Raw genomic sequence first — 24,881 nt, 5'->3', positions numbered from 1 at the left:
TCTCACCTCACTATAGCCATTCATAGGAAGTAGCGAGCCGTTCCCACTCAGGGAAAGAATCCAGAAAGTGTAAGGCATTAGCCAGCTCTCTTTCCGCTGCCTTCCTGGAGGAAGCGACAGTGACTATGGCAAGTTTTGTACGCTGCCAGACGTCTTGATGGTCAATTTCCGCCACGGAGACATTTAACTTTTGCTTGAGACGCGTAATGGTGCGCTGCAACACTGCCCGCTTTTCCTTTAACGAGTGCGAATCATAAATTAAATATTCTACTTCGGCGTAACCAATCATTTGCGCTCGATTTCTTCCTCAATAAAGGCTTCAATAATGTCGCCTTCCTTAACATCGTTGAAGTTTTTAATGGTAATTCCGCACTCATATCCTTGGCTGACTTCTTTGGCATCATCCTTGAAACGTCTAAGTGCGTCGACTTGCCCTTCAAAAATAACGATGCTGTCACGGATTAAACGCACGCCGCTGTCACGGGTAATCTTTCCTTCTGTGACGTAAGAGCCGGCAATTGTACCCACTTTGGATACCTTAAAGGTTTGGCGTACTTCTGCCTGACCGATAATTTTTTCCTGGAATTCAGGGTCGAGCATCCCTTTCATTGCCGCTTCAATTTCTTCAATTGCCTTATAAATGATGCGGTGAAGACGAACATCGACTGCTTCTGCATCAGCTGCCCGCTTCGCATTTACATCTGGACGGACGTTGAAGCCAATCACGATTGCATTTGAAGCAGAAGCAAGAATAATATCGGATTCAGTGATGGCACCGACGCCCGTATGAATGATTTTCACATTCACGCCTTCTACTTCCAGTTTGTTAAGAGCTGCCGCAACAGCTTCAAGTGATCCTTGAACGTCAGCTTTCAAAACGATGTTTAAGTCTTTCATTTCCCCTTGCTTCATATGCTCAAACAAGTTATCAAGACTAACACGCGTTTTTTCGCTGCGCTGTGCCTGCAGAGCTTCTTGAGCACGGGATTCACCAATTTGACGAGCTGTTTTCTCGTCGTCAAATACGACAAAGCGGTCACCGGCAAGCGGAACGTCATTTAAACCGGTAATTTCAATCGGTGTCGATGGACCAGCTGTTTTTATCCGGCGGCCAAGGTCATTCACCATAGCACGAACACGGCCGAACGTATTGCCGACAACAATCGGATCTCCGACATTTAACGTTCCATTTTGCACAAGCAATGTCGCAACAGAGCCTCGCCCTTTATCAAGCTCGGCTTCAATTACAGTACCAATTGCCCGGCGGCCAGGGTTCGCTTTTAACTCTTCCACCTCTGCAACGAGCAGGATCATTTCAAGCAATTGCTCAATACCTTCACCTGTCTTGGCTGAAAGCGGAACGAAGATCGTTTCGCCGCCCCATGCTTCCGGAACAAGTCCTTGCTCAGTTAATTCCTGCATCACGCGGTCTGGATTAGCTGTTGGCTTATCAATTTTGTTCACAGCTACGATAATTGGCACTTCAGCTGCCTTCGCATGGTTGATGGCTTCGACTGTTTGCGGCATGACACCGTCATCTGCAGCCACGACAAGAATGGTAATATCTGTGATTTTTGCTCCCCGTGCGCGCATCGTTGTAAACGCCGCATGCCCTGGTGTATCAAGGAACGTGATTTTCTTGTCGCCTTCCTCAATTTGGTACGCACCGATATGCTGCGTAATCCCGCCGGCTTCTCCTTCTGATACTTTCGTGTTACGGATCGAATCAAGAAGTGTTGTTTTCCCGTGGTCAACGTGCCCCATGATAGTCACAACTGCTGGACGTTCGATTTGTTTGCCTTCATCATCTTCTCCAAAATATACTTCCAGATCTGCTTTATCGATTAAAATTTCTTCTTCTACTTCTACACCATATTCGCTGGCTACAAGCTCAATAGCATCGCTGTCCAATTCTTGGTTGATCGTGGCCATGACACCTAACATAAACAGCTTTTTAATAATCTCGGACGGTTCACGGTTTAATTTTTTCCCCAATTCCGCAACCGTTAACGAGCCGGAGAAAGTAATTTTCTCAGGGAGTTCTTTTACTTTTGGCGGCTGTGTTGCAGCAACTGGCTTTGATTGCCTTTGTTTATTACCTTGCTGCTTGCCTCTCCCTTGATTTCTATTGTTCCCTTTTGCCTGATTAAATCCTTTTTGTTGCGTATTTTTCTGTCCGGATGTTCCTTTAGTTCCCGGCTTGCTTTTATTAGCAGCAGTTCCACGGCTTGTTCCCTGAGTGCTTGCTGCCTGCTTGTTTTGCTGGCCTGTTTTTGGTTGATTAGTTTGTTTGTTTGAGATCGATTTATCCAATTTTTGTATAGCCTCCTCGTCAATAACAGTCATATGGTTAGAGACTTCTACATTCAACTCTTTTAATTTTTCAATGACTACTTTACTTGACACGTTTTTTTCTTTCGCGTATTCATATACTCTTTGTTTACTCATATGTTCACCCCCGCATAGTATCATCGAGGAGGGCGGAAAGCTTCTTAGCAAACCCTGCGTCTAAAACGGCTGCAACTACCCTTGCCTCTTTGCCGATTGCCTGGCCGAGAACATACCGATTATCAATCCACTTTAAGGGCACTTGATAAAAGCTTGCTTTGTCCTGGATTTTTTTCTTTGTATTTGGTGATGCATCTGCTGAGAGCAACACCAGCTCTGCCCGGCCTTTTTGAATTTCTTTTACTGTCAGCTCTTCACCTGAAATGATCTTTCGTGCTCTTGTAGCTAATCCTAATAGCCTTGCCCATTGAGGCTCATTCATCGTTTAATTCGTCTCCTTTTCCACAATTGAAAGGAGTTCTTCAAATACACTGTCCGGCACACTGACATTCAGCTGCCTGGATAAAATGCCTTTTGTTTTCGCCAATTCAACGGCTTCCTTTGTTTTTGACACATACGCTCCGCGGCCGGACTTTTTTCCAGTTACATCCACGGACACTTCTCCTTCTTTAGAGCGGACAACACGTACCATTTCTTTTTTTGCTTTCATTTCCCCTGTAGCTACACATTTTCTTAACGGTACTTTTTTGGGATGAGTCATTTTTCTTCACCTCTTATTCAATTTCTTCGGAGGAAAAGTCATAAGCCTCTTCGTCTTCAATAGCCGATACAACGTTTTCACGTGGATAAATTCCGGCTTCACGCGCATCTGTCTCACTTTTAATATCAATCTTCCAACCTGTTAACTTGGCTGCCAAGCGGGCATTTTGACCGCGTTTGCCGATGGCGAGAGACAGCTGGTAATCAGGAACGACGACCGTTGTTGCTTTCGCCTCTTCGTCTACCTGCACATCGACTACTTTCGATGGACTTAGCGCGTTGGCTACAAATACAACTGGGTCTTCGGACCATTTCACGATATCGATTTTTTCGCCTTTTAGTTCATTGACAATCGCCTGGACGCGGTTTCCTTTTGGCCCAACACACGCACCGACCGGATCGACTTCAGGATTTTCAGCATAGACCGAAATTTTCGAACGGTCACCCGCTTCACGGGAAACAGATCGAATCTCCACTGTGCCGTCAAAGATTTCCGGCACTTCAATTTCAAATAAACGCTTTAACAGTCCCGGATGGGTTCTTGAAACAAAAATTTGCGGCCCTTTTGTTGTCCGTTCTACTTTCGTAATATACACCTTAATTCGGTCATGGGGCTTATAACTTTCATTTGGCATTTGCTCAGCCAGCGGCAAAAGCGCTTCGATTTTGCCGAGACTGACGTAGATGAAACGGGAATCTTGCCGCTGGACAATTCCCGTCATAATATCTTCCTCACGGTCAATAAATTCCGAATAAATAATACCTCGCTCCGCTTCCCTCACACGTTGAGTAACAACTTGTTTAGCTGTTTGAGCGGCGATGCGGCCGAAATCTTTAGGTGTAACCTCAAGCTCGACAATGTCCCCGATTTCATAAGACGGGTTGATTTCGCGCGCTTGAGCTTCGGAAATTTCGAGACGCGAATCGAACACTTCATCTACCACTTCTTTGCGGGCGAACACGCGCATCGTGCCTGATTCAAGGTTCAAATCAACGCGGACATTTTGCGCTTGGTTGAAATTTCGCTTGTAAGCAGAGACAAGTGCAGCTTCAATCGCTTCGATAATTAGATTTCGTTCAATTCCTTTTTCTTTTTCCAAATATAAAAGAGCATCATATAGTTCAGTGCTCATCGGACTTTCCGCCCCCCTTACATAATGATAAACTGCCATTTTTCCCCTTGAAGTCAAAACAAGGTAAGCCGGAATTCCGGCTATTCCTCGCTATTATAGAAAAAGCTGCGCGCCTGTACGGCCTGTTTCTTTTAAGAAAAAGAAACGGCAAGCCGGGCTTTTGCTACTTTTTCCAACGGAAGGGTCACTTGTTTTTTTCTCGTCTTGATTAAATACTCAATGACCAGCTCTTCCTTTTCAAATGACAATAAAGTGCCTTCGAACGTTTTTTCTCCATCAATCGGCTCATATGTTTTCACATGCACACGTTTTCCAACCGCACGCTCATAATCCCTGATTTTTTTCAGCGGGCGTTCCGCACCCGGAGAAGAAACTTCCAAAAAGTAGTTATAAGAGATTGGATCTGTTTCGTCCAGCTTTTCACTCAGCCGCTCACTGACAATTCCGCACTCCTCAATATCTACTCCTGTTTCTTTGTCAATGTAGACACGCAGAAACCAATTCTTTCCTTCTTTTACGTATTCAACATCAACTAATTCTAAATTCAGGTCTTCAGTAATTGGTTTTACTAACTGTTCAACTGTTTCAATCACTTTACTCATATATACCCTCCTGGTTGAATGAAATCCCTGACCAAGAATGAAACCCTTTTACAAACACGAAAGAGTGGGGATGCCCCACTCTTTCAAAGAGAGTTATCAATTAGTATTTCCATTAAAAATATACCATAACCCTTTATTTTATGCAACTCAGCCGCTGTTCGGCTCAAAAAAGGGACAGCTGGTTCTGATCAGGAAGTGAAGCGAGACAGCCGTGATTATCCAAATACTCAATGATTGTTTTAGATACCTTTCCGCGTTGCTGCAAATCTTCTTTTGAAAGGAACTCTCCTTGTTCACGAGCCTTCACAATATTGAAAGCGGCATTTGTGCCCAGTCCTGGAATCGAATTAAAAGGAGGAATGAGCGAATCGCCATCAATAATAAACTGATTGGCACTGGAACGATACAAATCGACTTTTTGGAATTTAAAGCCCCGCTCGCACATTTCAAGCGCCAATTCCAGCACAGTCAACAAACTTTTCTCTTTCGGCGAAGCTTCAAGCCCCTTCGCGTTAATTTCTTCAATGATGGATTTAATGGCCGCCGCTCCTCTGACCATCGCATCCACGTCAAAGTCCTCTGCCCTTACGGTAAAGTATGCCGCATAATAAAGAAGAGGCATATGGACTTTAAAGTAAGCAATCCGGACAGCCATTAATACATAAGCTGCGGCATGCGCTTTAGGAAACATGTACTTGATTTTTTTGCATGAATCAATATACCATTCAGGCACTCCTTTGTTGCGCATTTCTTCTTCCATTTCTTCAGTGAGACCTTTGCCTTTACGGACAAATTCCATGATCTTAAAGGCAAAGGCGGGATCGAGTCCCTGGTAGATTAAATACACCATAATATCATCCCGGCAGCCAATCACATCGCTCAATTCGCAAATGCCGTTATGAATCAACTCCTGGGCATTGCCGAGCCATACATCGGTACCATGGGATAATCCCGAAATCTGGACGAGCTCGGAAAAAGTCGTCGGCTTCGTGTCTTCAAGCATTTGCCGGACGAATCGCGTGCCGAATTCCGGAATACCGAGCGTCCCTGTTTTGCACATAATTTGCTCTTCTGTTACACCGAGTGATTCCGTGCCGCTGAAAATTTTCATTACTTCCGGGTCATCTGTAGGAATCGTTTTCGGATCAATGCCAGACAAATCTTGCAGCATCCGAATGACGGTCGGGTCATCGTGCCCCAGAATATCAAGTTTCAACAAATTATCGTGAATAGAATGGAAATCAAAATGAGTCGTCTTCCATTCTGACTTGTCACTGTCTGCCGGATATTGAATCGGCGAAAAATCATAAATATCCATATAATCCGGCACAACGATAATTCCGCCCGGATGCTGTCCCGTCGTCCGCTTCACACCTGTACAGCCTTTCGCAAGCCGATCTACCTCCGCTCCTCGCAGCTGCAAATTATTGTCTCCTGCATATCCTTTCACGTACCCGAATGCCGTTTTATCCGCCACTGTTCCGATCGTTCCGGCACGATACACATACTCTTCACCAAACAGCACTTTCGTGTAATTGTGGGCAACGGGCTGGTATTCACCGGAAAAATTGAGATCAATATCCGGGACCTTGTCTCCTTTAAATCCAAGGAAGGTTTCAAACGGAATATCGTGGCCGTCTTTCGTGTATCTAATCTGACAGTCCGGACAGTTTTTATCAGGCAGATCGAATCCGGAGCCGACAGAACCGTCATTGAAAAACTCGGATTTCTGGCACTGCGGACAGACGTAATGAGGCGGCAGCGGGTTTACTTCGGTGATTTCAGTCATTGTTGCGACGAATGAAGAACCGACAGACCCCCGCGAACCGACAAGATAGCCGTCATCCAATGATTTCTTCACGAGCTTATGTGAAATAAGGTAAATAACCGCGAATCCATGGCCGATGATACTTTTCAGCTCTTTTTCTAACCTAGCTTCAACGATTTCAGGTAATTGCTCGCCATAAATGCTTCTCGCCATTTCATAGCTCATATTACGGATCTCTTCATCCGCCCCTTCAATTTTTGGCGTATAAAGGTCGTCCTTAATTGGCTTTACCTCATCGATCATATCCGCTATTTTATTCGTATTTTCGATAACGACTTTTTCCGCTGTCTCTTTTCCTAAGAAACTGAATGCGTCCAGCATTTCATTTGTCGTTCGAAAATGGACGTCCGGCAATTCATGACGGTTAAGCGGATTGGCTCCTCCTTGGGAATTGACTAGGATTTTACGATGGATTTTATCCGTCGGGTTTAAATAGTGAACATTACCGGTAGCGGCTACAGGCAGCTGCATTCTTTCACCGAGCTCCACTACTTTTTTTATAATGTCTTCAAGCGCATGGTCATCACGGACAAGTTCCATTTCAAGTAAATGGGCGTATACTTCCTTCGGGTGTATTTCGAGGTAATCGTAAAATTTAGCCGCTTTCTCTGCCTGCTCCATTCCTTTTTGCATCATGCTCTCAAATACTTCACCTTTGTCACACCCCGAGCCGATAATCAGTCCTTCCCGGTGTTTTTGCAAAACGGACCTCGGAATTCTCGGCACTCTGTAAAAGTAATCAATATGAGAAATAGAGACGAGTTTAAATAAATTTTTTAAACCTGTGTCATTTTGTGCGAGGATGGTGCAATGGTATGGCCGGGCGCGTTTATAGGCACTGCCTTCTCCCATGTGAGCATTAAAATCATCATGATAAGAGATGGATTTTTCGGCGGCATCTTTGAGCATTTTCAAAAACAAATATCCTGTCGCTTCCGCATCGTAAATCGCCCGATGGTGCTGGGTCAATTCCACATCAAACTTTTTGGCAAGTGTATTGAGCCGGTGATTTTTCATCGTAGGATACAAAAACCTAGCCAATTCCAGCGTGTCAATCACCGGATTCACCGACTTGCCAAGGTCGTAGCGGGTGTAGCCTGCGTTTAAAAATCCCATATCAAATGAAGCGTTATGGGCCACGAGAATGGCATCATCTGTCCAGCCTTTAAATTTCTTTAACACTTCCTCCACTTCCGGGGCATTTTGAACGAGGTCATCGGTGATGCCCGTTAAGTTAATGGTCGTAGAAGAAAGAGGATGGTGCGGATTAGCAAATGACTCAAACCGGTCAATGATGTCGCCGTCTTTAATTTTAACAGCAGCCAGCTCAATGATCGTGTCATATACAGCGGAGAGACCAGTCGTTTCCACGTCGAAAACGACATACGTTTCGTCTGCCAATAAGCGATGGGCGTCATTATACGCAATTGGCACTCCATCATCGACTAAATTTGCTTCAAGACCGTACAGCACTTTAACGCCATGCTTTTTGCCGGCACTGTATGCATCCGGGAACGACTGAGCAACGGCATGGTCGGTCACAGCAATCGCTTTATGTCCCCATTTGCCTGCCTGGGCGATCAAATCACCAATTGGCGATACGGCATCCATCTGGCTCATCGGCGTATGAAGGTGAAGTTCCACGCGCTTCTCCTCTTCTGGAGCGGTATCTTGACGCGTAATCGGGGCAATTTCATTCACATCATTGGCAATCATGACAAGATCCCGGACAAACGTATCATTTTGAACAGTCCCTCTTGCCCTTACCCACATGCCTTTTTTCACCCGGCCATAAAGAGCGGCATCTTCTTTATCACGGGAAAACATTTTAATTAATATCGAGTCGGTGTAGTCGGTAATCTTGAACGTTAGCAGCGTTCGGCCGCTCCTGAGTTCTTTCGTTTCCGCGTCAAATACAAAGCCTTCAACAGCTATTCTGCGTTCTTCATCTTGAATTTCTTCCAGTCTTTTAAACTCAGCATCATCCTTAATTTTCAAACCGATCATAAGTGGACCGCTCGCTGCTTCATCGCTTTCCCCAGCATTCGCTTCCCGTTTTTGCATTTCCACAACTGCCTGCATGGCCCGTTCGGCGTCTTCTTTTTGTTTCGCTTCAAGAAACTGTTGAAATTCATCATTTGTTTCCTGCTTCATAACGGCCACATCAAACGTAACCGGCGGAAAACCATAACTTTGGTACGTCCGGCAAATCCAATCGCCGTATTTGTTTTTCAGAGTCATTCCTTCCGCATCATTGCCGACATGGACCGTTAATTTATTGCCTTTTACAACGGGCTTGCGGCCATTTAACAGTGCGAGCATTGGCGGGGAAATACCTTCGAGCTGGCTCACGCAATAAGTCCAATACTCGCTGATCAACTCCTCCGACACAGCCGCACTCCTCACTGTTACTGAAAATGTAACACGAGCAATTTCTTTAAATGCATGGTTTAATGCATTCGTGAATTTCTCGAGCACCTGGCAAGGAATAATCGCTTCTGTTATAAAAGAAAAATGCCATCGTTTCGTCTGGCGTTCTACAGTTAACTTTACTATTTCTGCTCCCTCAAAATGTTTGACAACTGCATCTTCTGTCAATTGCAGCTGCTGAAGCAACAACTGCATCCGCTGTCGTCTTCCCTGGGATTCTTCATTCATTTATATGCCTCCCAATTTCATCGTTCTCTTCTATTTTAACAGAAATTCGGAAGAAAAAAGGCACCTGTATTAGGCACCTTTAATTGTTTATATTGTTTGAAAAATTTCATGAAGCGTTGAAACTAATTCGCTCTTCTGAACTTCTATCATTTCGCCTGTTTTGCGGACTTTCACTTCGACGATGCCTTCAGCTGCTTTTTTACCGATGGTTACCCGGACAGGCAAACCAATTAAGTCGCTGTCGGTAAATTTCACTCCCGGACGCTCAGCCCGATCGTCCATCAGCACATCATACCGGCTTTCTCGAAGCGCACTGTAAATTTCTTCTGCGAGCGTACGCTGGTTTTCATCTTTTATGTTAATCGGAACTAAATGAACATCAAACGGAGAAAGTGCTTTAGGCCAAACAAATCCGTTCTCATCATTAAACTGCTCGGCAACTGCGGCCATCGTCCGAGAAACGCCGATTCCGTAGCAGCCCATAATCATTGGCTGTGTCCGCCCATTTTCATCCAAGTAAACCGCATTCATCGCTTCGCTGTATCTTGTACCTAATTTGAAAATGTGCCCTACTTCGATGCCTTTAGCAAACTGAATCGTTCCTTCCCCATCCGGCGACACATCACCTTCCTGGATAAAACGCAAGTCAGCATATTGATCGACACGATAATCTTTCTCCGCATTCACGTTAATAAAATGATAGCCTTCCTCATTTGCTCCGCATACGCCGTTTGTGATGGCCTTCACTGCGTGATCAGCAATCACTTTGACGCCTTCTTTCACATTCACTGGTCCGAGAGAACCGATCGTGCAGCCAAGTACTTCGCTGACCTCCTCATGGGGGGCAAGCTCTACAGTGTCTGCCTGGAACAAGTTTTTCAGCTTAATGTCATTCACTTCATGATCGCCGCGCACAAGGACAAGCACGTTTTCTCCGTCTACTTTAAAGAGGAGAGACTTAAGACACTGTTCGGCAGAAACATTAAGCAGCTCTGCTACGCTGCTGATCGTTTTCGCATCTGGTGTGGAAACTTTCTCGACTTCACCTTCCGCTTCTCCGCTTTTTTCGTAAGCTGTGACAACCGGAGCCATTTCGATATTAGCTGCATAATCGGATGAATTAGAGTAAGCAATCGTATCTTCCCCAATGTCGGAAAGCACCATGAATTCATGTGTATCTTTCCCGCCCATGGCGCCTGAATCGGCGATGACCGCCCGGAAATTGAGACCGCAGCGGCGGAAAATATTCGAATAAGCCGTAAATAAACGATCGTACACTTCTCCGAGGCTTTCATGTGATGTATGGAAAGAATACGCATCTTTCATAACAAACTCTCTTCCGCGCAGCAAACCGAACCTCGGACGCTGTTCATCACGAAACTTTGTCTGGATTTGATAGAGTGTTAACGGCAGACGCTTGTACGATTTTACTTCATCGCGGATCAAGCTTGTAATAACTTCTTCGTGAGTCGCTCCCAAAACAAACTTCCGCTCATGACGATCCGAGAGTCGCATCAACTCAGGACCGTACGTATACCAGCGGCCCGATTCCTGCCATAGTTCCGCTTGCTGCAAAGCTGGCATCAGGAGTTCCGCTGCTCCGGCATTATCCATTTCTTCGCGGACAATGTCTTCTACTTTGCGCAGCACTTTTTTGCCAAGCGGCAAATAGCTGTAAATTCCGCTTGCATTTTGGCGGATAAATCCTGCTTTTAACAACAGCTGATGGCTTTTTACATCGGCATCAGCCGGTACTTCTCTCATTGTAGGAATTAACGTTTGGCTTTGTTTCATTACATGCACCTCAAACTAATTTATTGTAAAAAGAATCGCTGGATATCATTCCATGTAACCACAATCATCAGCAGCATCAGCAGAGCAAACCCAACAAAATGGACCATTCCTTCTTTTTGGCGGTCGATCGGCTTGCCCCTTAACGCTTCTACAAGGAAGAATAACAGCCGGCCGCCGTCCAGTGCCGGGAGCGGCAGCAAATTCATGATCCCTAAGTTGATGCTTAATACGCCTGCCCATTTCATTAAGTTCATAATGCCCGATTTGGCTACAGTGTCGGTGGATACATAAATGCCCACTGGACCGGAAAGCATATCAATCGAAAACTGGCCAGTGACAAGCTTACCAAGTAACCGAGTAATTTCTACCGTCCAGAAATAAGTTTCTTTTGCTCCGTAAGAGATCGAACCGAAAAACGATTTTTCCACCGGACTATGCACACCGATAATACCGATTTTTTGATCTTCAATTTCACGAACTTTTGGAGTCACCGGGATATCCATTGCTTCTCCGTCTCGTTCAACTGTAAAATCGATCTCGGCTTGTGGATTCTTCTGGATAACAGTGACAATATCATCCCAGCTTGCCACTCCTTGTCCGTTAATGCTGATGACTTTGTCGCCTTCCATCAAACCGGATTCTTTCGCTGCGCCATCGGATGTCAGCTTGCCAAGTTCAGGCTCGTTCGTCGGAACCCCTTGAATAATAGCGATAAGGACAAAAACAACAAAAGCTAAAATAAAGTTAAAGAGTGGACCGGCAAAAATTGCCATTGCGCGCTGACCGAGCGTTTTCGAAGCAAACTGGCGGTCCCATGGCGAAATTTGGCTTTCAACCCCATCCTCGGATATAACAGCTTCCCGGTGAATCGGAAACGTTTTTATTTCCTCTTCACCATCTTCGTACCCTCTGATTATAAGCTGGTGCTCAAGATCAGCATTTTCTACCTCAATAACCCGTGCTTGCGGATAGCGATCTTTTCCATTGACAATAATTTTGACAATTTCTTCACGATCGTTTAGGATCACACCGATGCGGTGACCCGCTTTTAAATCGACCATTTCCGGGTCTTCCCCGGCCATGCGGACATATCCTCCTAGCGGAAGCAGCCTAAGTGTATAAACCGTTTCTCCTCTTTTATGGGCAAACACTTTCGGTCCGAAGCCAATAGCGAATTCCCGGCAAAGTATTCCGGCTCGCTTGGCGAAAATAAAGTGGCCCAGTTCATGAAAAAAAACGAGGGCGCCAAATATAACGATAAACGCTATAACAGTACTCAATATGGATAACCACCTTTTTTATAAAAGTGAGCGGACGAATTCTCTAGTTTCTTTGTCGGTTTGCTGAATCGTTTCCAAGTCAGGTTCTGGAGAAGATTGATGCTTCTCGAGGGCGCGTTCGACCAGTTCATCGATCTGTAAAAACGTAATTTTCCCGTCAAGAAAAGCAGCGACAGCGGCTTCATTAGCAGCATTCAGTACAGTGGGCAGCGTCCCGCCTGATTTACCTGCCTCGTAGGCAAGCGCCAGCATCCGAAAACGCTCTTGGTCTACCGGCTGAAAATGAAGCTTGCCCACTTCCAACAAATTGAGCCGCTTGGCATCAGGAAGGGACAGACGATCCGGATACGTGAGCGCATATTGAATTGGCACACGCATATCCGGGGTGCCGAGCTGGGCAATTACCGAACTATCTTGAAATTCGACCATCGAATGAATAATACTTTCTCGATGTAAAATAACATCAATTTGGTCATATGGCAAATGAAAAAGCCAATGCGCTTCAATTACTTCCAGGCCTTTGTTCATCATCGTTGCAGAATCAATGGTGATTTTCGCACCCATTGACCAATTCGGATGGTTTAAAGCTTCTTGAACGGTAACATTTTTCAACTCTGCCCGTGTACGATCACGAAAACTCCCGCCGGATGCTGTTAAAACGAGCCGGTCAATATTTTTCTCTTTTTCTCCTTGCAAACATTGAAAAATAGCAGAGTGCTCACTGTCTACCGGCAAAAGCTCTACACCATGCTTTTTGGCTGCTGCCATGACGAGATGTCCGGCTGTAACGAGTGTTTCTTTATTTGCAATCGCAATTTTTTTGCCTGCTTCAATCGCTTGCAGTGTCGGGTGCAGCCCCACGCTGCCGAGCACGGCATTTACTAAAATATCCGCCGCTTGAAAAACAGCTGTTTCCACAAGCCCTTCTTCACCATGCATCATTTTCACCGAAGGAAATTCAGCCTTCAGCTTAACTGCATCTTCCCGGAGTTCCACGGATACTAATTCAGGTTGAAAATCTTTAATGATTTTTCTCGTTTCCTCTATGTTCCTTCCAGCTGAAAAAGCAGCCAGCGAAAATTCTTCATGGTGCTGCCGAATAACATCAAGCGTCTGCCGGCCAATGGAGCCGGTTGCACCTAAAAGACTTATTTTTTTCAAACATTTCATCTCCTCAAACAAACTCTATCCTTTACACTAATTGCAATAAGTGAACGAGCGGGAACACGAACAGCCAGCTGTCTGTCCGATCTAAAATGCCGCCGTGCCCCGGCAAAAGCGTTCCTGAATCCTTTACTCCATAATGGCGTTTAAGAGCAGATTCTGCTAAATCACCAAGCTGTCCAAAAATAGACAATACGGCTGTCGCAATCAATAATTTGGGCAGCGCTGTATCCATGTCTGCAAACAAAGTAATGATAAAAGCGACTAGCACGGCCGAAAGAATACCGCCTATTGACCCTTCCACTGTTTTTTTCGGACTAATTTCCGGCCACAATTTGCGTTTTCCAAGCGATCGGCCGACGAAATAAGCTCCTGAATCTGTTGCCCACGTAATGAGCAGTGCAAAAAAGACAAACACCGCTCCCGCTTCTCTTGTTTCAATAAAATAGTAAAAACCGAAACCGACATACATAGCAGCTAATACACAAAAACCGGCATCTTCAAAATCAAAGCGGTTTTTAGAGACAACCGTGTACGCGAGCAAAAGCAAAACGAACAAGGCAGCAAGCTGCAGTTTGCTGTAGCCAGCTTGTTCTATAGCAATTGTAAAGCGCTCCGGTATTAAAACAATGCAAAGCAATAAAATAGAGAGCAGGCCGGGCATGGATGCAGGAGCAATTTTTTTCATCTTTAATGCTTCCATCAACCCGATCGCCGCCATTAAATATGCCAGTATGATAAATGGCCATCCGCCGTAGAGAACAATCGGCAAAAAAGCGGCTGCTGCAATGACAGCAGTTAAAATACGTTGTTTCATTTCTCAAACTCCTAACTTTCATCCTGTTAAATACTTACGACAAACCGCCAAAGCGGCGCGAACGCCGTTGAAAAGCTTCTATTGCTTCAAGCAAGTGATTTTCTTTAAAGTCTGGCCAATTGACATCAGTAAACCAAAACTCCGTATAAGCCAGCTGCCAGAGCATAAAGTTGCTCAAACGAATTTCCCCGCTCGTGCGAATTAGTAAATCAGGATCTTTTAAGTGCCTGGTCATAAGGTAGGTGGAAAAAAGATCTTCATTTAAATTTTCTTCTAATAGTATACCATTTTTTGCATCATGGATTATATCTTTTACAGCCGTTAAAATCTCGGCGCGGCTTCCATAATTCAAAGCAAAGTTTAACACTAAGCCGTCATTCGTGCTCGTTTGTTCCATTGCTTTTTCTACAGCGCCCAGCGTGTGCTTCGGGATTTGGCTCCGTTCTCCCATCATTTGCACTTGAACATTTTCTTCAATCAATTCCGGCAGAAATGTGCCCAGAAATTCTTGCGGCAGTTTCATTAAAAAATCTACTTCTGTTTTTGGACGCTTCCAGTTTTCGGTTGAAAACGCATAAAGAGTCAATGCCTTCACACCAAGCTTGTTCGCCAGCCTGGTAATCTTTCTTACCGTTTTCATTCCTTCATGATGGCCGGCAATTCTTGGCAAGGCCCTTTTCTTCGCCCATCTGCCGTTGCCATCCATAATGATGGCAATGTGTTCCGGAACAGGTTCTTTTTTGATATTCTCTATCCGCTCTTCAGTATTATGGTTATCCGCTGTTTTCCATAACTTTTTTTTGTTGATCATAAAATATCCTCCACGTTGTAGCATCACCAAATTTAAAACTAATTACTACCTATTATAATACCAAAATTGGCGGTTGATTACTTTGTAGAAATGGATGTATTTTTTTATTCATTAAAAAGCAAGAAAAAAAGAAGAAAACCCTCTTACAGCGAAGAGGGTTTTAACATCAAACTTCCATGATTTCTTTTTCTTTATCTTTGGAAATATCATCGATTTTACTGATGAAATTGTCTGTTTGTTTTTGCACATCGTCTGTAAAGCCGCGCAGATCATCTTCTGTAATATCACCGGATTTTTCCATTTTTTTCAACCCTTCGTTCGCATCACGACGAACATTGCGGATAGCAACTTTCGCATCTTCCGCCTCTTTTTTAACGAGCTTAACTAATTCTTTCCGGCGCTCTTCTGTCAAAGCTGGAAAAGCAAGACGAATGACAGAACCGTCATTGGAAGGAGTAAGTCCAAGGTCTGATTTTAAAATGGCTTTCTCAATATCACCCATCGCTGTTTTATCGTATGGCTGAATGACGAGCAGTCTTGCTTCCGGCACAGACACAGAAGCAAGCTGATTAATTGGTGTCGGCGCCCCGTAATAATCTACAGTCACGCGGTCTAATAACGAAGCGTTGGCACGGCCAGCTCGGATAGACGCCAACTCTCTCGTATATGCTTGAATCGCTTTCGTCATTCTTTCATTCATTTGTTCAATCACTTCATTTGCCATTATTCTTTCCCCCTTACAATTGTTCCGATTTTATCACCCATAACGACTCGTTTAATATTTCCGCTTTCCATAACCGAGAAGACGATGAGCGGAATATCATTATCCATACATAAAGAAGAAGCTGTAGAATCCATGACGGCAAGCCCTTCTTTAATCACATCCAGATAAGATAACTCATCGTATTTCACCGCGTTTTTATCAATGCGGGGATCTGCTGAATACACACCGTCCACATTGTTTTTCGCCATTAAAATAACTTCCGCTTCAATTTCAGCCGCTCGCAGCGCTGCTGTCGTATCGGTAGAGAAGTACGGGTTGCCTGTACCCGCTGCAAAAATAACGACCCGCTTCTTTTCCAGATGGCGAATCGCCCGGCGGCGGATATAAGGTTCTGCCACTTGACGCATTTCGATCGAAGTCTGTACGCGCGTTTCGATTCCGAGCTGTTCGAGACTGTCTTGCAAAGCCATCGAATTCATGACAGTGGCGAGCATACCCATATAATCGGCTGTTGCGCGGTCCATGCCCATTTCACTGCCGATCTTTCCTCTCCAAATGTTGCCTCCGCCCACAACGACAGCTACTTCTACGTCCAGTTCGGCAATTTCTTTTACTTGTTCAGCGATTGATTTAATGACAGCCGGATTGATCCCAAAGCCAGCTTCACCTGCCAGCGCTTCCCCACTTAACTTTAATACTACACGTTTATATTTTGGAACGCTCATGTAAACCTCCGTATGTATAGTTGTTGGTTTGCTTCAACCCTTATTTTATAAAAAATTGCCAAACTCTAGATGAAATCCCTCACCAGCAGCCGGCAAGGGATTTCCATTTAATAATTACTTTCTTTCCATTTACTAAATAGAAAAGAATTATTTTTTTATTTGGTTCATTACTTCTTCCGCAAAGTTATCTTGGCGCTTTTCAATGCCTTCGCCCACTTCGTAACGAACAAGCGCTGTAATTTCTGCCCCTTTTGATTGAACAAATTTGCCCACTTTTTCATCAGGGTTTTTCACGAATGGCTGATCCACTAAGCAAATATCTTCGAAGAATTTGCTGAGACGGCCTTCTACCATTTTCGCCACGATATTTTCAGGCTTGCCTTCGTTTAAAGCTTGTTGTGTTAATACTTCGCGCTCACGAGCTACTTCTTCTTCTGAAACAGCGTCACGAGAGATGTATTTAGGGTTTAATGCAGCGGAGTGCATCGCCACATCTTTTGCGACACTTGCATCAGTTGTTCCTTCTATAACTGTTAGCACGCCGATGCGGCCGCCCATATGCAAGTATTCGCCGAATGCACCATTGTCGCTTTTTGTTTTAATTTCAAAGCGGCGAAGTGTTAGTTTTTCTCCGATTTTAGCAATTGACTCATTGATATATTCGCCAACTGATTTGCCGTTTGCCATTTCCTGATCAAGCGCTTCTTCCACATTTGCAGGTTTTTTAGCGAGCAAATGATCAGCCAATTCTTTTACAAGAGCTTGGAAACCTTCGTTTTTTGCCACGAAGTCAGTTTCGGAATTTACTTCTAAAATAACAGCGTCATTGCCTTCGCTTTTGATGAACGTTGTTCCTTCAGCAGCGATGCGGTCAGATTTTTTAGCGGCTTTCGCAATTCCTTTTTCACGAAGGAAATCAATTGCCTGTTCCATGTCGCCGCCAGTTTCTGTTAACGCTTTTTTACAGTCCATCATGCCAGCGCCTGTTTTTTCACGAAGTTCTTTAACCATTTGAGCAGTAATTGCCATTATTTTTCTTCCTCCTTTAAGTCGTCTGCATCTTCATACATAATTTTGCGTTTCTCTTTTAAAAAAAGGTGATAAGAGAAGTTCCACTTATCACCTTTTTTAAATTCTTACTCAGCAGCTGCTGCTTCTTCAACTTCTGCTGTTTCTTCCCCTTGTTTCGCTTCAAGGATGGCATCTGCCATTTTACCTGTTAAAAGTTTAACAGCGCGGATCGCATCATCGTTTGCCGGAATGACATAATCGATTTCATCTGGATCACAGTTCGTATCAACGATACCAACGATCGGAATATTCAGTTTGCGGGCTTCCGCAACAGCGATGCGCTCTTTACGTGGATCGATAATGAACAGTGCATCAGGAAGGCCTTTCATATCTCTAATTCCGCCAAGGAATTTCACTAAGCGTTCATGTTCTTTTTTCAGTTGAACAACTTCTTTTTTAGGAAGTACGTCAAATGTACCGTCTTCTTCCATTTTTTCGATGTTTTTCAAGCGTTGTACGCGTTTTTGGATAGTTGAGAAGTTTGTTAATGTACCGCCTAACCAGCGTTGGTTAACGTAGTACATACCTGAACGTTCTGCTTCGTCTTTCACAGACTCCTGAGCTTGCTTTTTCGTTCCGACGAAAAGAACTTTTCCGCCGTTTTCAGCTAAGTCTTTTACGAATTTATACGCTTCTTCAACTTTTCTTACTGTTTTTTGAAGGTCGATAATATAAATTCCGTTACGCTCCTGGAAAATATATTTCTTCATTTTTGGGTTCCAGCGGCGTGTTTGGTGACCAAAATGGACACCGGCTTCAAGCAATTGTTTCATTGAAATGACTGACATCTTGTGTTTCCTCCTAATTGGTTTTTAATTTTTCCTCCGCTCCCGTCATGTTTGTCCAGAAACTGTCTGAGAGACAGCACCATCTGTTCAAATCAGCAAGCGTGTGTGATAACACCGTTAGTAACTATACCACAGCCGACCTGTGCAATCAACTGTTTTTACCGGCACTGGCAAATTTCAGTGCAAGTTCAACTTCTGTCTTTCCTTTTTTTAATTTTTCTGCAATTTCATCCACAGTCAACCCTTGCTTTTGCAGTATAAAAATGTGATCAGGCTGATCTTCTTCTGCAAATGGTACATCAGCAGCTTCTGGCCCCTCCATTTCCTTAATAACAGACTTGCTGACAGCTGACTGATACACTTTAGCTGCGTGAATACGCTGCATGGAAGGAGCAGAAATAGGCATCTGTATTTCTTCGGGCTGCCGGGCTGCTGAGAGGGAGGCATCCTCATCCTGCGCTGTTTTCATTTTTTCACGGACATAGGTGCTGTTCATTTGGCCCGCCGCTGAAAACTCTCGGATAAACTGCTCATTTTCTTCTTTCATTTCAAGCAAATAAGCGGCCATCATTTCTTCCATGTCCTCGACCAGTTTCTCCTGCTGCCTTTTCACGGCATACAGCCGGTTTTGTCTTGTGAATAATAAAATGATCGCAAAAAGAGAGACAGCATTTAATACAAATGAAATTAAAATAAATAGTGTGGCCATTCGATCTCCCTACATATAAACTTTTTCATCAATGCTTTAGATCATTGATTTTGGCGAGTTGATTTTTCAATTTAAATAAAGCTTTGGAGTGGATTTGTGAAATTCTTGAAGTGGATAGATTCATCACTTCCCCGATCTCTGTCAAGGTAAGCTCTTCATGATAAAATAAGCTAAGCACGAGTTGTTCTTTTTCTGACAGCTTGGAAATTTCCGCAGTCAGCTCTTGAACGAGTTCGCCTTTGACGAGAACTTCTTCCGGCGTGGCGGCTTTTTCATCTTTTAAAACGAACCTTTTCCCCTCCGAATCCTCGTGGTCCTGCACTTGCTCATCCATCGACAAAACGTTGGAAAACAAATGCTCTGTCATCGTCTGATGCACTTCTTCTTCTGATATATCCAGCTGTTCTGCTACTTCTGTTGCAGTGATTTTCCGAAGATGCTTTTGCTCAAGCTCTTCTATCTTTGCTTCGATTTTTTTGGCTTTTTCTCTCGTTCCTCTCGGCAGCCAGTCTTCTTTTCGAAGGCCATCCAAAATAGCCCCGCGAATACGAAAAGAGGCATACGTATCAAACTTCAAATCACGTGCTGGATCGAACTTGTTCAACGCATCATACAAACCCATTAATCCGAGGCTTTTAATATCTTCTTTATTTACGCTTTTCGGCAGGCTTGCTGAAATGCGCTGTGAGTGAAAGGATACAAGGGGCATATATTTCTCTACGAGCAGATTGCCTGCCTCCGGATCCTCCGACGCTTTCCAGGCAGCCCACAATTTTTGTTCATTATTCATATTCAATTTGGCCATAGCTCACGTTTCTCCTCCTCGGATTGACCTCTCAGAGAAGTTTTTCTGAAAAAGACGGTCAGGCTGTTTATTCTTTATGTTCCACATTTTATTAAAAAATACCGGCGGAACGCAAATAAAATTTAAAAATATAGAAAAAGGGACAAATTTATGCCCCTTTTCCTGCTGTTATATCGTGTGGTTACCTTTATTAACTGTTCTTATATGAAGCTGGCAAGTGTGTGGATCAAACTCAATCGTCCGGCCGCTATTGCCTCCTACATCTTCAGCAAGGACAGGTATATTGTGTTCGTTTAACGCTTGTTTTACCGCTTCTATATTTCTTGGCCCAATTTTGAAAGAACTATTTTGTGAATTAAATTGAAACATTTGGGCGCCGCCGGCGATTTTTGCTTTCAGTCTGAATGACTGTGCCCCTTCCGCTTTCAGCAGCGTAATCAATTCTTTTATGCCCGTGTCAGCATACTTCGCTTTATTCATATGATTTGTTTTAGCAAGCCCTGAATCTGGCAGCATCACATGCACCATGCCGGCTATAACCGCACGTTCGTCATAAATGATTACCCCGACACAAGACCCGAGTCCCGAAGTGCGAATAGCATCAGGCGAGCGGACAATATTCATGTCGGCAATTCCTACTTTAACAATTTGTCCTATGCTACTCATTTAATCCGACTCCAAGCGCCTGGAAAATCGGCTGAAATGATAAAGGGTCAGGAAGCAAAAAGAAATGTCCTTTCATTTCATCTGTCTGATCTGCATCCATTTCTTTTAAATTCGTTTCAATAACAATGACATAATCTCCGTATTGAGACGACTCAACAAGTCCATAGCTGATAATCGCCCCAAACATATCGATAGCTAATTCTGGGACGGATGGGTAAAGTTTCAGCCGGGTAAAGTCCCCAAGTGCAGATAAATAGGACCCGGACAAAATGTTCCCGAGTTCCTGCATCGCGGACAGCCCCAAGCTGTGTTCGTCTATTTCTCTAAAAGAAAAAGCGGTATCACCGGTCATATTACTTATAAAGCTTTCTGCTTGCTGGAGGGAAAGGACAAAGAACATATTGCCGGTCACTTCCCCTTCAATTCTCAAGCTCACACTGACAACTTCTTCTTCAGCGCCGCCTGCCATCTCCATCATATCGTTAAAAGACGCAATGCGGACACTTGGAACTTTCATATCTATTTGTTTATTTAATACAGTAGAAAGGGCAGTAGCTGCATGACCGGCACCAATGTTGCCGAATTCTTTTAAAATATCTAAATGAATCGTATCAAGCTTTTCTATATAGTTCATTACACTTCCGCCTCTACTTAAAAACTCTTTCTAAATTTAATAATATTAGCAATCTTTTTTCCAGCTTCGCTACACCCGTAATATATTCTGCTTCCACAGAGCCGACGATATCAGGCTGAGGCTCAATAATGCTATTCGGAATATCAAGTACATCATTAGCACCGTCCACAACGAGGCCGACTTCAATATCGCTGGAAGCAGCAATGATAATTCTCGTTTGTTCATCATATTCCTCTTCAGGCAAGCTGAACCGTTTGCGCAAATCAATGATTGGAGTAACAACTCCCCGGAGATTAATAACTCCTTTAATAAAAGGAACGGTTCCGGGCACACGGGTAATATGCATTAACTTTTCAATAGACCGGACTTGGTGGACAGGAAACGCGTATTCTTTATCCATTAATTGAAAAGCAATGACTTTGATCATTGACGGAGCTGTTGTTTCACTCATTCTTTTCACTCCTTTCATCATCCACTCATTATTTTATTAAAGCATTGCAGTCAACAATTAAAGCCACTTGTCCATCTCCGAGTATTGTCGCGCCCGAAATAGCGAACACATTAGATAAGTAATTTCCGAGCGATTTCAATACGACTTCTTGCTGGCCAATAAAGGAGTCGACAACAAGGCCGGCCATTTTATCACCTTTGCGCACAATAACGATGGAATAAAAATCTTCTTCCTTATTTTCCTTGGGCACTTCGAATACTTGCTCAAGAAAGACAAGCGGTACAATCTTCCCGCGAAAATCAATTACTTGCTGCGTATGGGCATTTAAGACATCTTGCTTTTTCACAATCGCCGTTTCAATAATAGATGATAACGGAACTGCATATTTTTCTTTTTCAACTTCCACAAGCATAACGGAAATGATTGACAGCGTCAGTGGCAGCTGAATAAGGAAAACCGAACCTGACCCTTCAGCCGCTTCAATGCTGATTGAGCCTCCGAGAGACTCGATCGTCGTTTTCACAACATCTAACCCAACGCCGCGGCCGGAAATATCGGAGATCGTGTCAGCCGTGGAAAAACCGGAAGCTAAAATCAATTCATAAATTTGATTATCTGACATCGCAGCTGCCTGATCCTCTGTAACAATGCCTTTTGAGAGCGCCTTGTTAAGTACTTTTTCTTTGTTTATGCCAACTCCATCATCTTCGATTTCAATAAACACGTGGTTACCGCTATGATACGCTTTCAGCTTCACCGTGCCTTCTTCCGGCTTCCCTTTTGCTTTTCGTTCGGCCGGCATTTCAATTCCGTGATCAATGGCATTGCGAATTAAATGGACGAGCGGATCACCAATTTCATCTATAACTGTCCGGTCAATCTCTGTTTCAGCCCCGACAATATCCAAATTAATTTTTTTATTTAAGTCGCGTGCCAGTTGGCGCACCATGCGCGGAAATCGGTTAAATACTGTTTCAACCGGTACCATGCGCATATTAAGAATGATCGTTTGCAGATCGCCTGAGATTCTGGACATTCTTTCAACGGTTTCATTCAACTCAGGGTTATTCAATTCTCCTGAAATTTGCTCAAGACGGCCGCGGTCGATAACGAGTTCTTCAAATAAGTTCATTAAAATATCAAGCCGTTCAATATTTACACGGATCGTTTTATTGGAGACCGCCTGCTGTTTGCTTTGTTTTGGCTCTTCTGTTGCTTCTGCTTTTTCATAAAGAGTAACTTCCTCTTCAGCTAGTGCCGCTGCTGTTTCTCTTTTTTCCACCAGCTCTTCTTCCTTATTTAACGGTTTAAGGCTGACTTCGGAAATGATTGCATGTTCAACTTCGGAAACTTTTTTTACTTTGCTTACGATGTCTTCAGCAAGCTCCTGAGTAATGAGAGTCACAACAAATCGGTCATCGAATTGCTCTTCTTCTAATTGCTCAGTGGAAGGAGTGGATTTAATCACTTCACCGGACTTTTCCAATACTTCAAACACCATAAATACACGGGCTGCTTTCAGCACACAATCACTGCGCAGTTCAACGCCAATCTCATAGCAAGTAAAGCCTTGTTCTTTCGATTGCTGAATCACTGTACGTTCAAATTCATCATATTCCGCATGGTAAGAAGGACCGACAGAAGGAACAGAGTCAGCTTGTTCAGGGACATCAGCAGAATTTCCTGTTTCACCATTTTCAATTTTTAATAGCCTATCAACAATGACCGAGACATCTCGTTTACCGTTTCCGCCGGCAGCAATATCGTGCACCATTGCCTCTAAGTCATCAATTGAAGCAAAGACTACATCCAAAATATCTGCCGTTACTTGCAATTTATGGTTGCGGATTGCATCAAGGACATTCTCCATTTTGTGTGTTAAGTTAGCGAGGTCTTCATACCCCATTGTCGCGGACATCCCTTTTAACGTATGGGCAGATCGAAAGATTTCATTGACAATCGTAAGATCCTCAGGATTTTTCTCCAATAACAACAAGTTTTCATTAACTGCCTGCAGATGATCTTTGCTTTCATCAATAAAGACTTCTAAATATTGATTCACTTCCATCAGCCACTCACCCTTTCTATCTTATATACTTTAAAATTCTTTCAGCTATATATTCTATGGAAGTCGTGCAATCAACTAAGCGAGTAGCAATGGCGGCTCTGGGCATCCCAAACACCACGCATGATCCTTCAGATTCTGCAATGGCCTGCACATTTCCGGTTTCTTTTAACTTAATCAGCCCATTTGCCCCGTCTGACCCCATTCCCGTCATGATCACAGCTACCTTACCATGGCCCCCTAATCGACTGACTGATTCAAACATCACATCGACTGCAGGCCGGTGTCCGTTGACGGGTGGAGACTGATCGAGGTCTACCGCTAATGAAGCTCCAACTTTTCTTACTTTCAAATGAAAGTCGCCTGGAGAAATATAAGCAGTTCCTTTCCGAAGAATTTCACCGTCCTCAGCTTCTTTTACACGGATGGCTGATAAAGTATCAAGCCTTTGGGCCAGAGACTTCGTGAATCCGGCTGGCATATGCTGGACGATTAACACTGGTGCCTCTAAATCAGACGGCAGTTTTGTCAGCACTTGCTGCAGTGCCCGGGGGCCTCCGGTTGACGTACCGATGACAACGATACTTTGATTATTTCTTCTTTTTCTTGCCATGTTATCTTCCAGTTGATCCCATTCTTGCTCCCGTTCGACCGCTGCTGGCGGTTCAAACCACACAGGTCGTGCCGGCCGTCTCATTGGCCGTAAGTTCGCTTTGCTTGCGGCTAGTACTTTTTCAATCAGCTCATCCTTGATTTTATGTAAATCAAGTGATATCGTGCCCGAAGGTTTAGCGATAAAGTCAACCGCTCCTTTTTCCATTGCCAGGAACGTCGTCTCTGCTCCTTCTCCTGTTAAGCTAGAAAGCATCACGATCGGAATAGGCATGTGCTCCATAATATAACCCAAGGCATCGAGGCCATCCATCTCAGGCATTTCCACGTCCATTGTCATAACGGCCGGCTTGAATTTTTTAATTTTTTCAATAGCATCTTTGCCATTTCTTGCGGTGGCCACAACATCCAGTTCAGGATGAGAAGACAGAAACTCAGTAATCAACTTGCGCATGAATGCTGAGTCATCAACGACAACAACTTTTTTTTCTTTCAC

23 protein-coding genes are annotated in these 24,881 nt (G+C 43.9%); all 23 read right to left on the bottom strand.

Features of this window, described 5'->3' with window-relative positions; translation table 11 throughout:
- Positions 1–10: 10 nt before the first annotated feature.
- The 23 genes from F9802_RS05105 to F9802_RS04995 all read right to left on the bottom strand — a co-directional run bounded on the left by F9802_RS05105 (position 11) and on the right by F9802_RS04995 (position 24,881).
- Complete coding sequence (locus F9802_RS05105; RefSeq protein ID WP_152150078.1) at positions 11–289, bottom strand: DUF503 domain-containing protein; 279 nt, start codon at positions 287–289, stop codon at positions 11–13.
- Entirely contained in the window at positions 286–2,448 is a 2,163-nt protein-coding gene (infB, locus tag F9802_RS05100) for a translation initiation factor IF-2 (RefSeq protein WP_152150077.1), read from the bottom strand. The genes F9802_RS05105 and infB overlap by 4 nt, the downstream gene beginning before the upstream one ends.
- 4 nt (positions 2,449–2,452) lie before the next feature.
- Entirely contained in the window at positions 2,453–2,770 is a 318-nt protein-coding gene (locus F9802_RS05095) for a YlxQ family RNA-binding protein (protein ID WP_152150076.1), read from the bottom strand.
- 3 nt (positions 2,771–2,773) lie between these two features.
- Positions 2,774–3,049 (bottom strand): RNase P modulator RnpM, encoded by a 276-nt coding sequence (gene rnpM, locus F9802_RS05090; protein WP_152150075.1) that lies wholly within the window; start codon positions 3,047–3,049, stop codon positions 2,774–2,776.
- 13 nt (positions 3,050–3,062) lie between these two features.
- Positions 3,063–4,181, bottom strand: coding sequence for a transcription termination factor NusA (nusA, locus tag F9802_RS05085; RefSeq protein WP_152150074.1), 1,119 nt, complete (start codon positions 4,179–4,181; stop codon positions 3,063–3,065).
- A 131-nt stretch (positions 4,182–4,312) separates the two neighbouring features.
- The gene (rimP, locus tag F9802_RS05080) at positions 4,313–4,783 is read right to left on the bottom strand and encodes a ribosome maturation factor RimP (protein ID WP_152150073.1); all 471 of its coding nucleotides are present in this window, start codon (positions 4,781–4,783) and stop codon (positions 4,313–4,315) included.
- A gap of 163 nt (positions 4,784–4,946) precedes the next feature.
- Entirely contained in the window at positions 4,947–9,269 is a 4,323-nt protein-coding gene (locus tag F9802_RS05075; protein ID WP_152150072.1) for a PolC-type DNA polymerase III, read from the bottom strand.
- Positions 9,270–9,356: 87 nt separating this feature from the next.
- Entirely contained in the window at positions 9,357–11,063 is a 1,707-nt protein-coding gene (locus tag F9802_RS05070; protein WP_152150071.1) for a proline--tRNA ligase, read from the bottom strand.
- Between the two features lie 20 nt (positions 11,064–11,083).
- On the bottom strand, positions 11,084–12,343 hold the full coding sequence (rseP, locus tag F9802_RS05065; protein ID WP_152150070.1) for an RIP metalloprotease RseP: 1,260 nt from the start codon (positions 12,341–12,343) through the stop codon (positions 11,084–11,086).
- A gap of 18 nt (positions 12,344–12,361) precedes the next feature.
- Positions 12,362–13,504, bottom strand: coding sequence for a 1-deoxy-D-xylulose-5-phosphate reductoisomerase (gene dxr, locus F9802_RS05060; protein ID WP_152150069.1), 1,143 nt, complete (start codon positions 13,502–13,504; stop codon positions 12,362–12,364).
- Between the two features lie 31 nt (positions 13,505–13,535).
- Complete coding sequence (locus F9802_RS05055; RefSeq protein WP_152150068.1) at positions 13,536–14,324, bottom strand: phosphatidate cytidylyltransferase; 789 nt, start codon at positions 14,322–14,324, stop codon at positions 13,536–13,538.
- Positions 14,325–14,358: 34 nt separating this feature from the next.
- Positions 14,359–15,135: an isoprenyl transferase gene (locus F9802_RS05050; RefSeq protein WP_152150067.1), complete on the bottom strand. Its 777-nt coding sequence runs from the start codon at positions 15,133–15,135 to the stop codon at positions 14,359–14,361.
- A 166-nt stretch (positions 15,136–15,301) separates the two neighbouring features.
- A complete protein-coding gene (gene frr / locus F9802_RS05045; protein ID WP_152150066.1) occupies positions 15,302–15,859 on the bottom strand; it encodes a ribosome recycling factor in 558 nt (185 codons plus the stop codon).
- Entirely contained in the window at positions 15,859–16,584 is a 726-nt protein-coding gene (gene pyrH / locus F9802_RS05040) for a UMP kinase (protein WP_152150065.1), read from the bottom strand. Before pyrH ends, frr begins: the two co-directional genes overlap by 1 nt.
- Positions 16,585–16,731: 147 nt before the next feature.
- Entirely contained in the window at positions 16,732–17,613 is an 882-nt protein-coding gene (gene tsf / locus F9802_RS05035; protein WP_152150064.1) for a translation elongation factor Ts, read from the bottom strand.
- Positions 17,614–17,720: 107 nt separating this feature from the next.
- On the bottom strand, positions 17,721–18,443 hold the full coding sequence (gene rpsB, locus F9802_RS05030; protein WP_152150063.1) for a 30S ribosomal protein S2: 723 nt from the start codon (positions 18,441–18,443) through the stop codon (positions 17,721–17,723).
- A gap of 148 nt (positions 18,444–18,591) precedes the next feature.
- Entirely contained in the window at positions 18,592–19,152 is a 561-nt protein-coding gene (locus F9802_RS05025) for a hypothetical protein (RefSeq protein WP_152150062.1), read from the bottom strand.
- Between the two features lie 28 nt (positions 19,153–19,180).
- The gene (locus F9802_RS05020) at positions 19,181–19,957 is read right to left on the bottom strand and encodes a FliA/WhiG family RNA polymerase sigma factor (protein WP_152150061.1); all 777 of its coding nucleotides are present in this window, start codon (positions 19,955–19,957) and stop codon (positions 19,181–19,183) included.
- 168 nt (positions 19,958–20,125) lie between these two features.
- On the bottom strand, positions 20,126–20,623 hold the full coding sequence (locus tag F9802_RS05015) for a chemotaxis protein CheD (protein WP_152150060.1): 498 nt from the start codon (positions 20,621–20,623) through the stop codon (positions 20,126–20,128).
- Complete coding sequence (locus tag F9802_RS05010) at positions 20,616–21,257, bottom strand: chemotaxis protein CheC (RefSeq protein ID WP_152150059.1); 642 nt, start codon at positions 21,255–21,257, stop codon at positions 20,616–20,618. Before F9802_RS05010 ends, F9802_RS05015 begins: the two co-directional genes overlap by 8 nt.
- Positions 21,258–21,270: 13 nt before the next feature.
- Positions 21,271–21,708: a chemotaxis protein CheW gene (locus tag F9802_RS05005; protein ID WP_152150058.1), complete on the bottom strand. Its 438-nt coding sequence runs from the start codon at positions 21,706–21,708 to the stop codon at positions 21,271–21,273.
- 28 nt (positions 21,709–21,736) lie between these two features.
- Positions 21,737–23,776 (bottom strand): chemotaxis protein CheA, encoded by a 2,040-nt coding sequence (locus tag F9802_RS05000; protein ID WP_152150057.1) that lies wholly within the window; start codon positions 23,774–23,776, stop codon positions 21,737–21,739.
- Positions 23,777–23,792: 16 nt separating this feature from the next.
- On the bottom strand, positions 23,793–24,881 hold the full coding sequence (locus F9802_RS04995) for a protein-glutamate methylesterase/protein-glutamine glutaminase (RefSeq protein ID WP_152150056.1): 1,089 nt from the start codon (positions 24,879–24,881) through the stop codon (positions 23,793–23,795).

Source organism: Bacillus aerolatus (genome assembly GCF_009183655.1).
Classification (GTDB): domain Bacteria; phylum Bacillota; class Bacilli; order Bacillales; family Domibacillaceae; genus Pseudobacillus; species Pseudobacillus aerolatus.
The sequence above is the reverse complement of the archived record's forward strand: the minus strand, read 5'-3'. Positions and strand labels throughout refer to the sequence as shown.

What these genes read in the sequence shown, in the direction of transcription:
- rimP (WP_152150073.1), bottom strand. Translation starts at nt 4,783, where the DNA reads ATGAGTAAAGTGATTGAAACAGTTGAACAGTTAGTAAAACCAATTACT.
- F9802_RS05105 (WP_152150078.1), bottom strand. Translation starts at nt 289, where the DNA reads ATGATTGGTTACGCCGAAGTAGAATATTTAATTTATGATTCGCACTCG.
- frr (WP_152150066.1), bottom strand. Translation starts at nt 15,859, where the DNA reads ATGGCAAATGAAGTGATTGAACAAATGAATGAAAGAATGACGAAAGCG.
- F9802_RS05010 (WP_152150059.1), bottom strand. Translation starts at nt 21,257, where the DNA reads ATGAACTATATAGAAAAGCTTGATACGATTCATTTAGATATTTTAAAA.
- F9802_RS05075 (WP_152150072.1), bottom strand. Translation starts at nt 9,269, where the DNA reads ATGAATGAAGAATCCCAGGGAAGACGACAGCGGATGCAGTTGTTGCTT.
- nusA (WP_152150074.1), bottom strand. Translation starts at nt 4,181, where the DNA reads ATGAGCACTGAACTATATGATGCTCTTTTATATTTGGAAAAAGAAAAA.
- F9802_RS05000 (WP_152150057.1), bottom strand. Translation starts at nt 23,776, where the DNA reads ATGGAAGTGAATCAATATTTAGAAGTCTTTATTGATGAAAGCAAAGAT.
- pyrH (WP_152150065.1), bottom strand. Translation starts at nt 16,584, where the DNA reads ATGAGCGTTCCAAAATATAAACGTGTAGTATTAAAGTTAAGTGGGGAA.
- F9802_RS05025 (WP_152150062.1), bottom strand. Translation starts at nt 19,152, where the DNA reads ATGGCCACACTATTTATTTTAATTTCATTTGTATTAAATGCTGTCTCT.
- F9802_RS05050 (WP_152150067.1), bottom strand. Translation starts at nt 15,135, where the DNA reads ATGATCAACAAAAAAAAGTTATGGAAAACAGCGGATAACCATAATACT.
- rnpM (WP_152150075.1), bottom strand. Translation starts at nt 3,049, where the DNA reads ATGACTCATCCCAAAAAAGTACCGTTAAGAAAATGTGTAGCTACAGGG.
- tsf (WP_152150064.1), bottom strand. Translation starts at nt 17,613, where the DNA reads ATGGCAATTACTGCTCAAATGGTTAAAGAACTTCGTGAAAAAACAGGC.
- F9802_RS05095 (WP_152150076.1), bottom strand. Translation starts at nt 2,770, where the DNA reads ATGAATGAGCCTCAATGGGCAAGGCTATTAGGATTAGCTACAAGAGCA.
- infB (WP_152150077.1), bottom strand. Translation starts at nt 2,448, where the DNA reads ATGAGTAAACAAAGAGTATATGAATACGCGAAAGAAAAAAACGTGTCA.
- F9802_RS05015 (WP_152150060.1), bottom strand. Translation starts at nt 20,623, where the DNA reads ATGAGTAGCATAGGACAAATTGTTAAAGTAGGAATTGCCGACATGAAT.
- F9802_RS05055 (WP_152150068.1), bottom strand. Translation starts at nt 14,324, where the DNA reads ATGAAACAACGTATTTTAACTGCTGTCATTGCAGCAGCCGCTTTTTTG.
- F9802_RS05005 (WP_152150058.1), bottom strand. Translation starts at nt 21,708, where the DNA reads ATGAGTGAAACAACAGCTCCGTCAATGATCAAAGTCATTGCTTTTCAA.
- F9802_RS05070 (WP_152150071.1), bottom strand. Translation starts at nt 11,063, where the DNA reads ATGAAACAAAGCCAAACGTTAATTCCTACAATGAGAGAAGTACCGGCT.
- rpsB (WP_152150063.1), bottom strand. Translation starts at nt 18,443, where the DNA reads ATGTCAGTCATTTCAATGAAACAATTGCTTGAAGCCGGTGTCCATTTT.
- F9802_RS05020 (WP_152150061.1), bottom strand. Translation starts at nt 19,957, where the DNA reads ATGGCCAAATTGAATATGAATAATGAACAAAAATTGTGGGCTGCCTGG.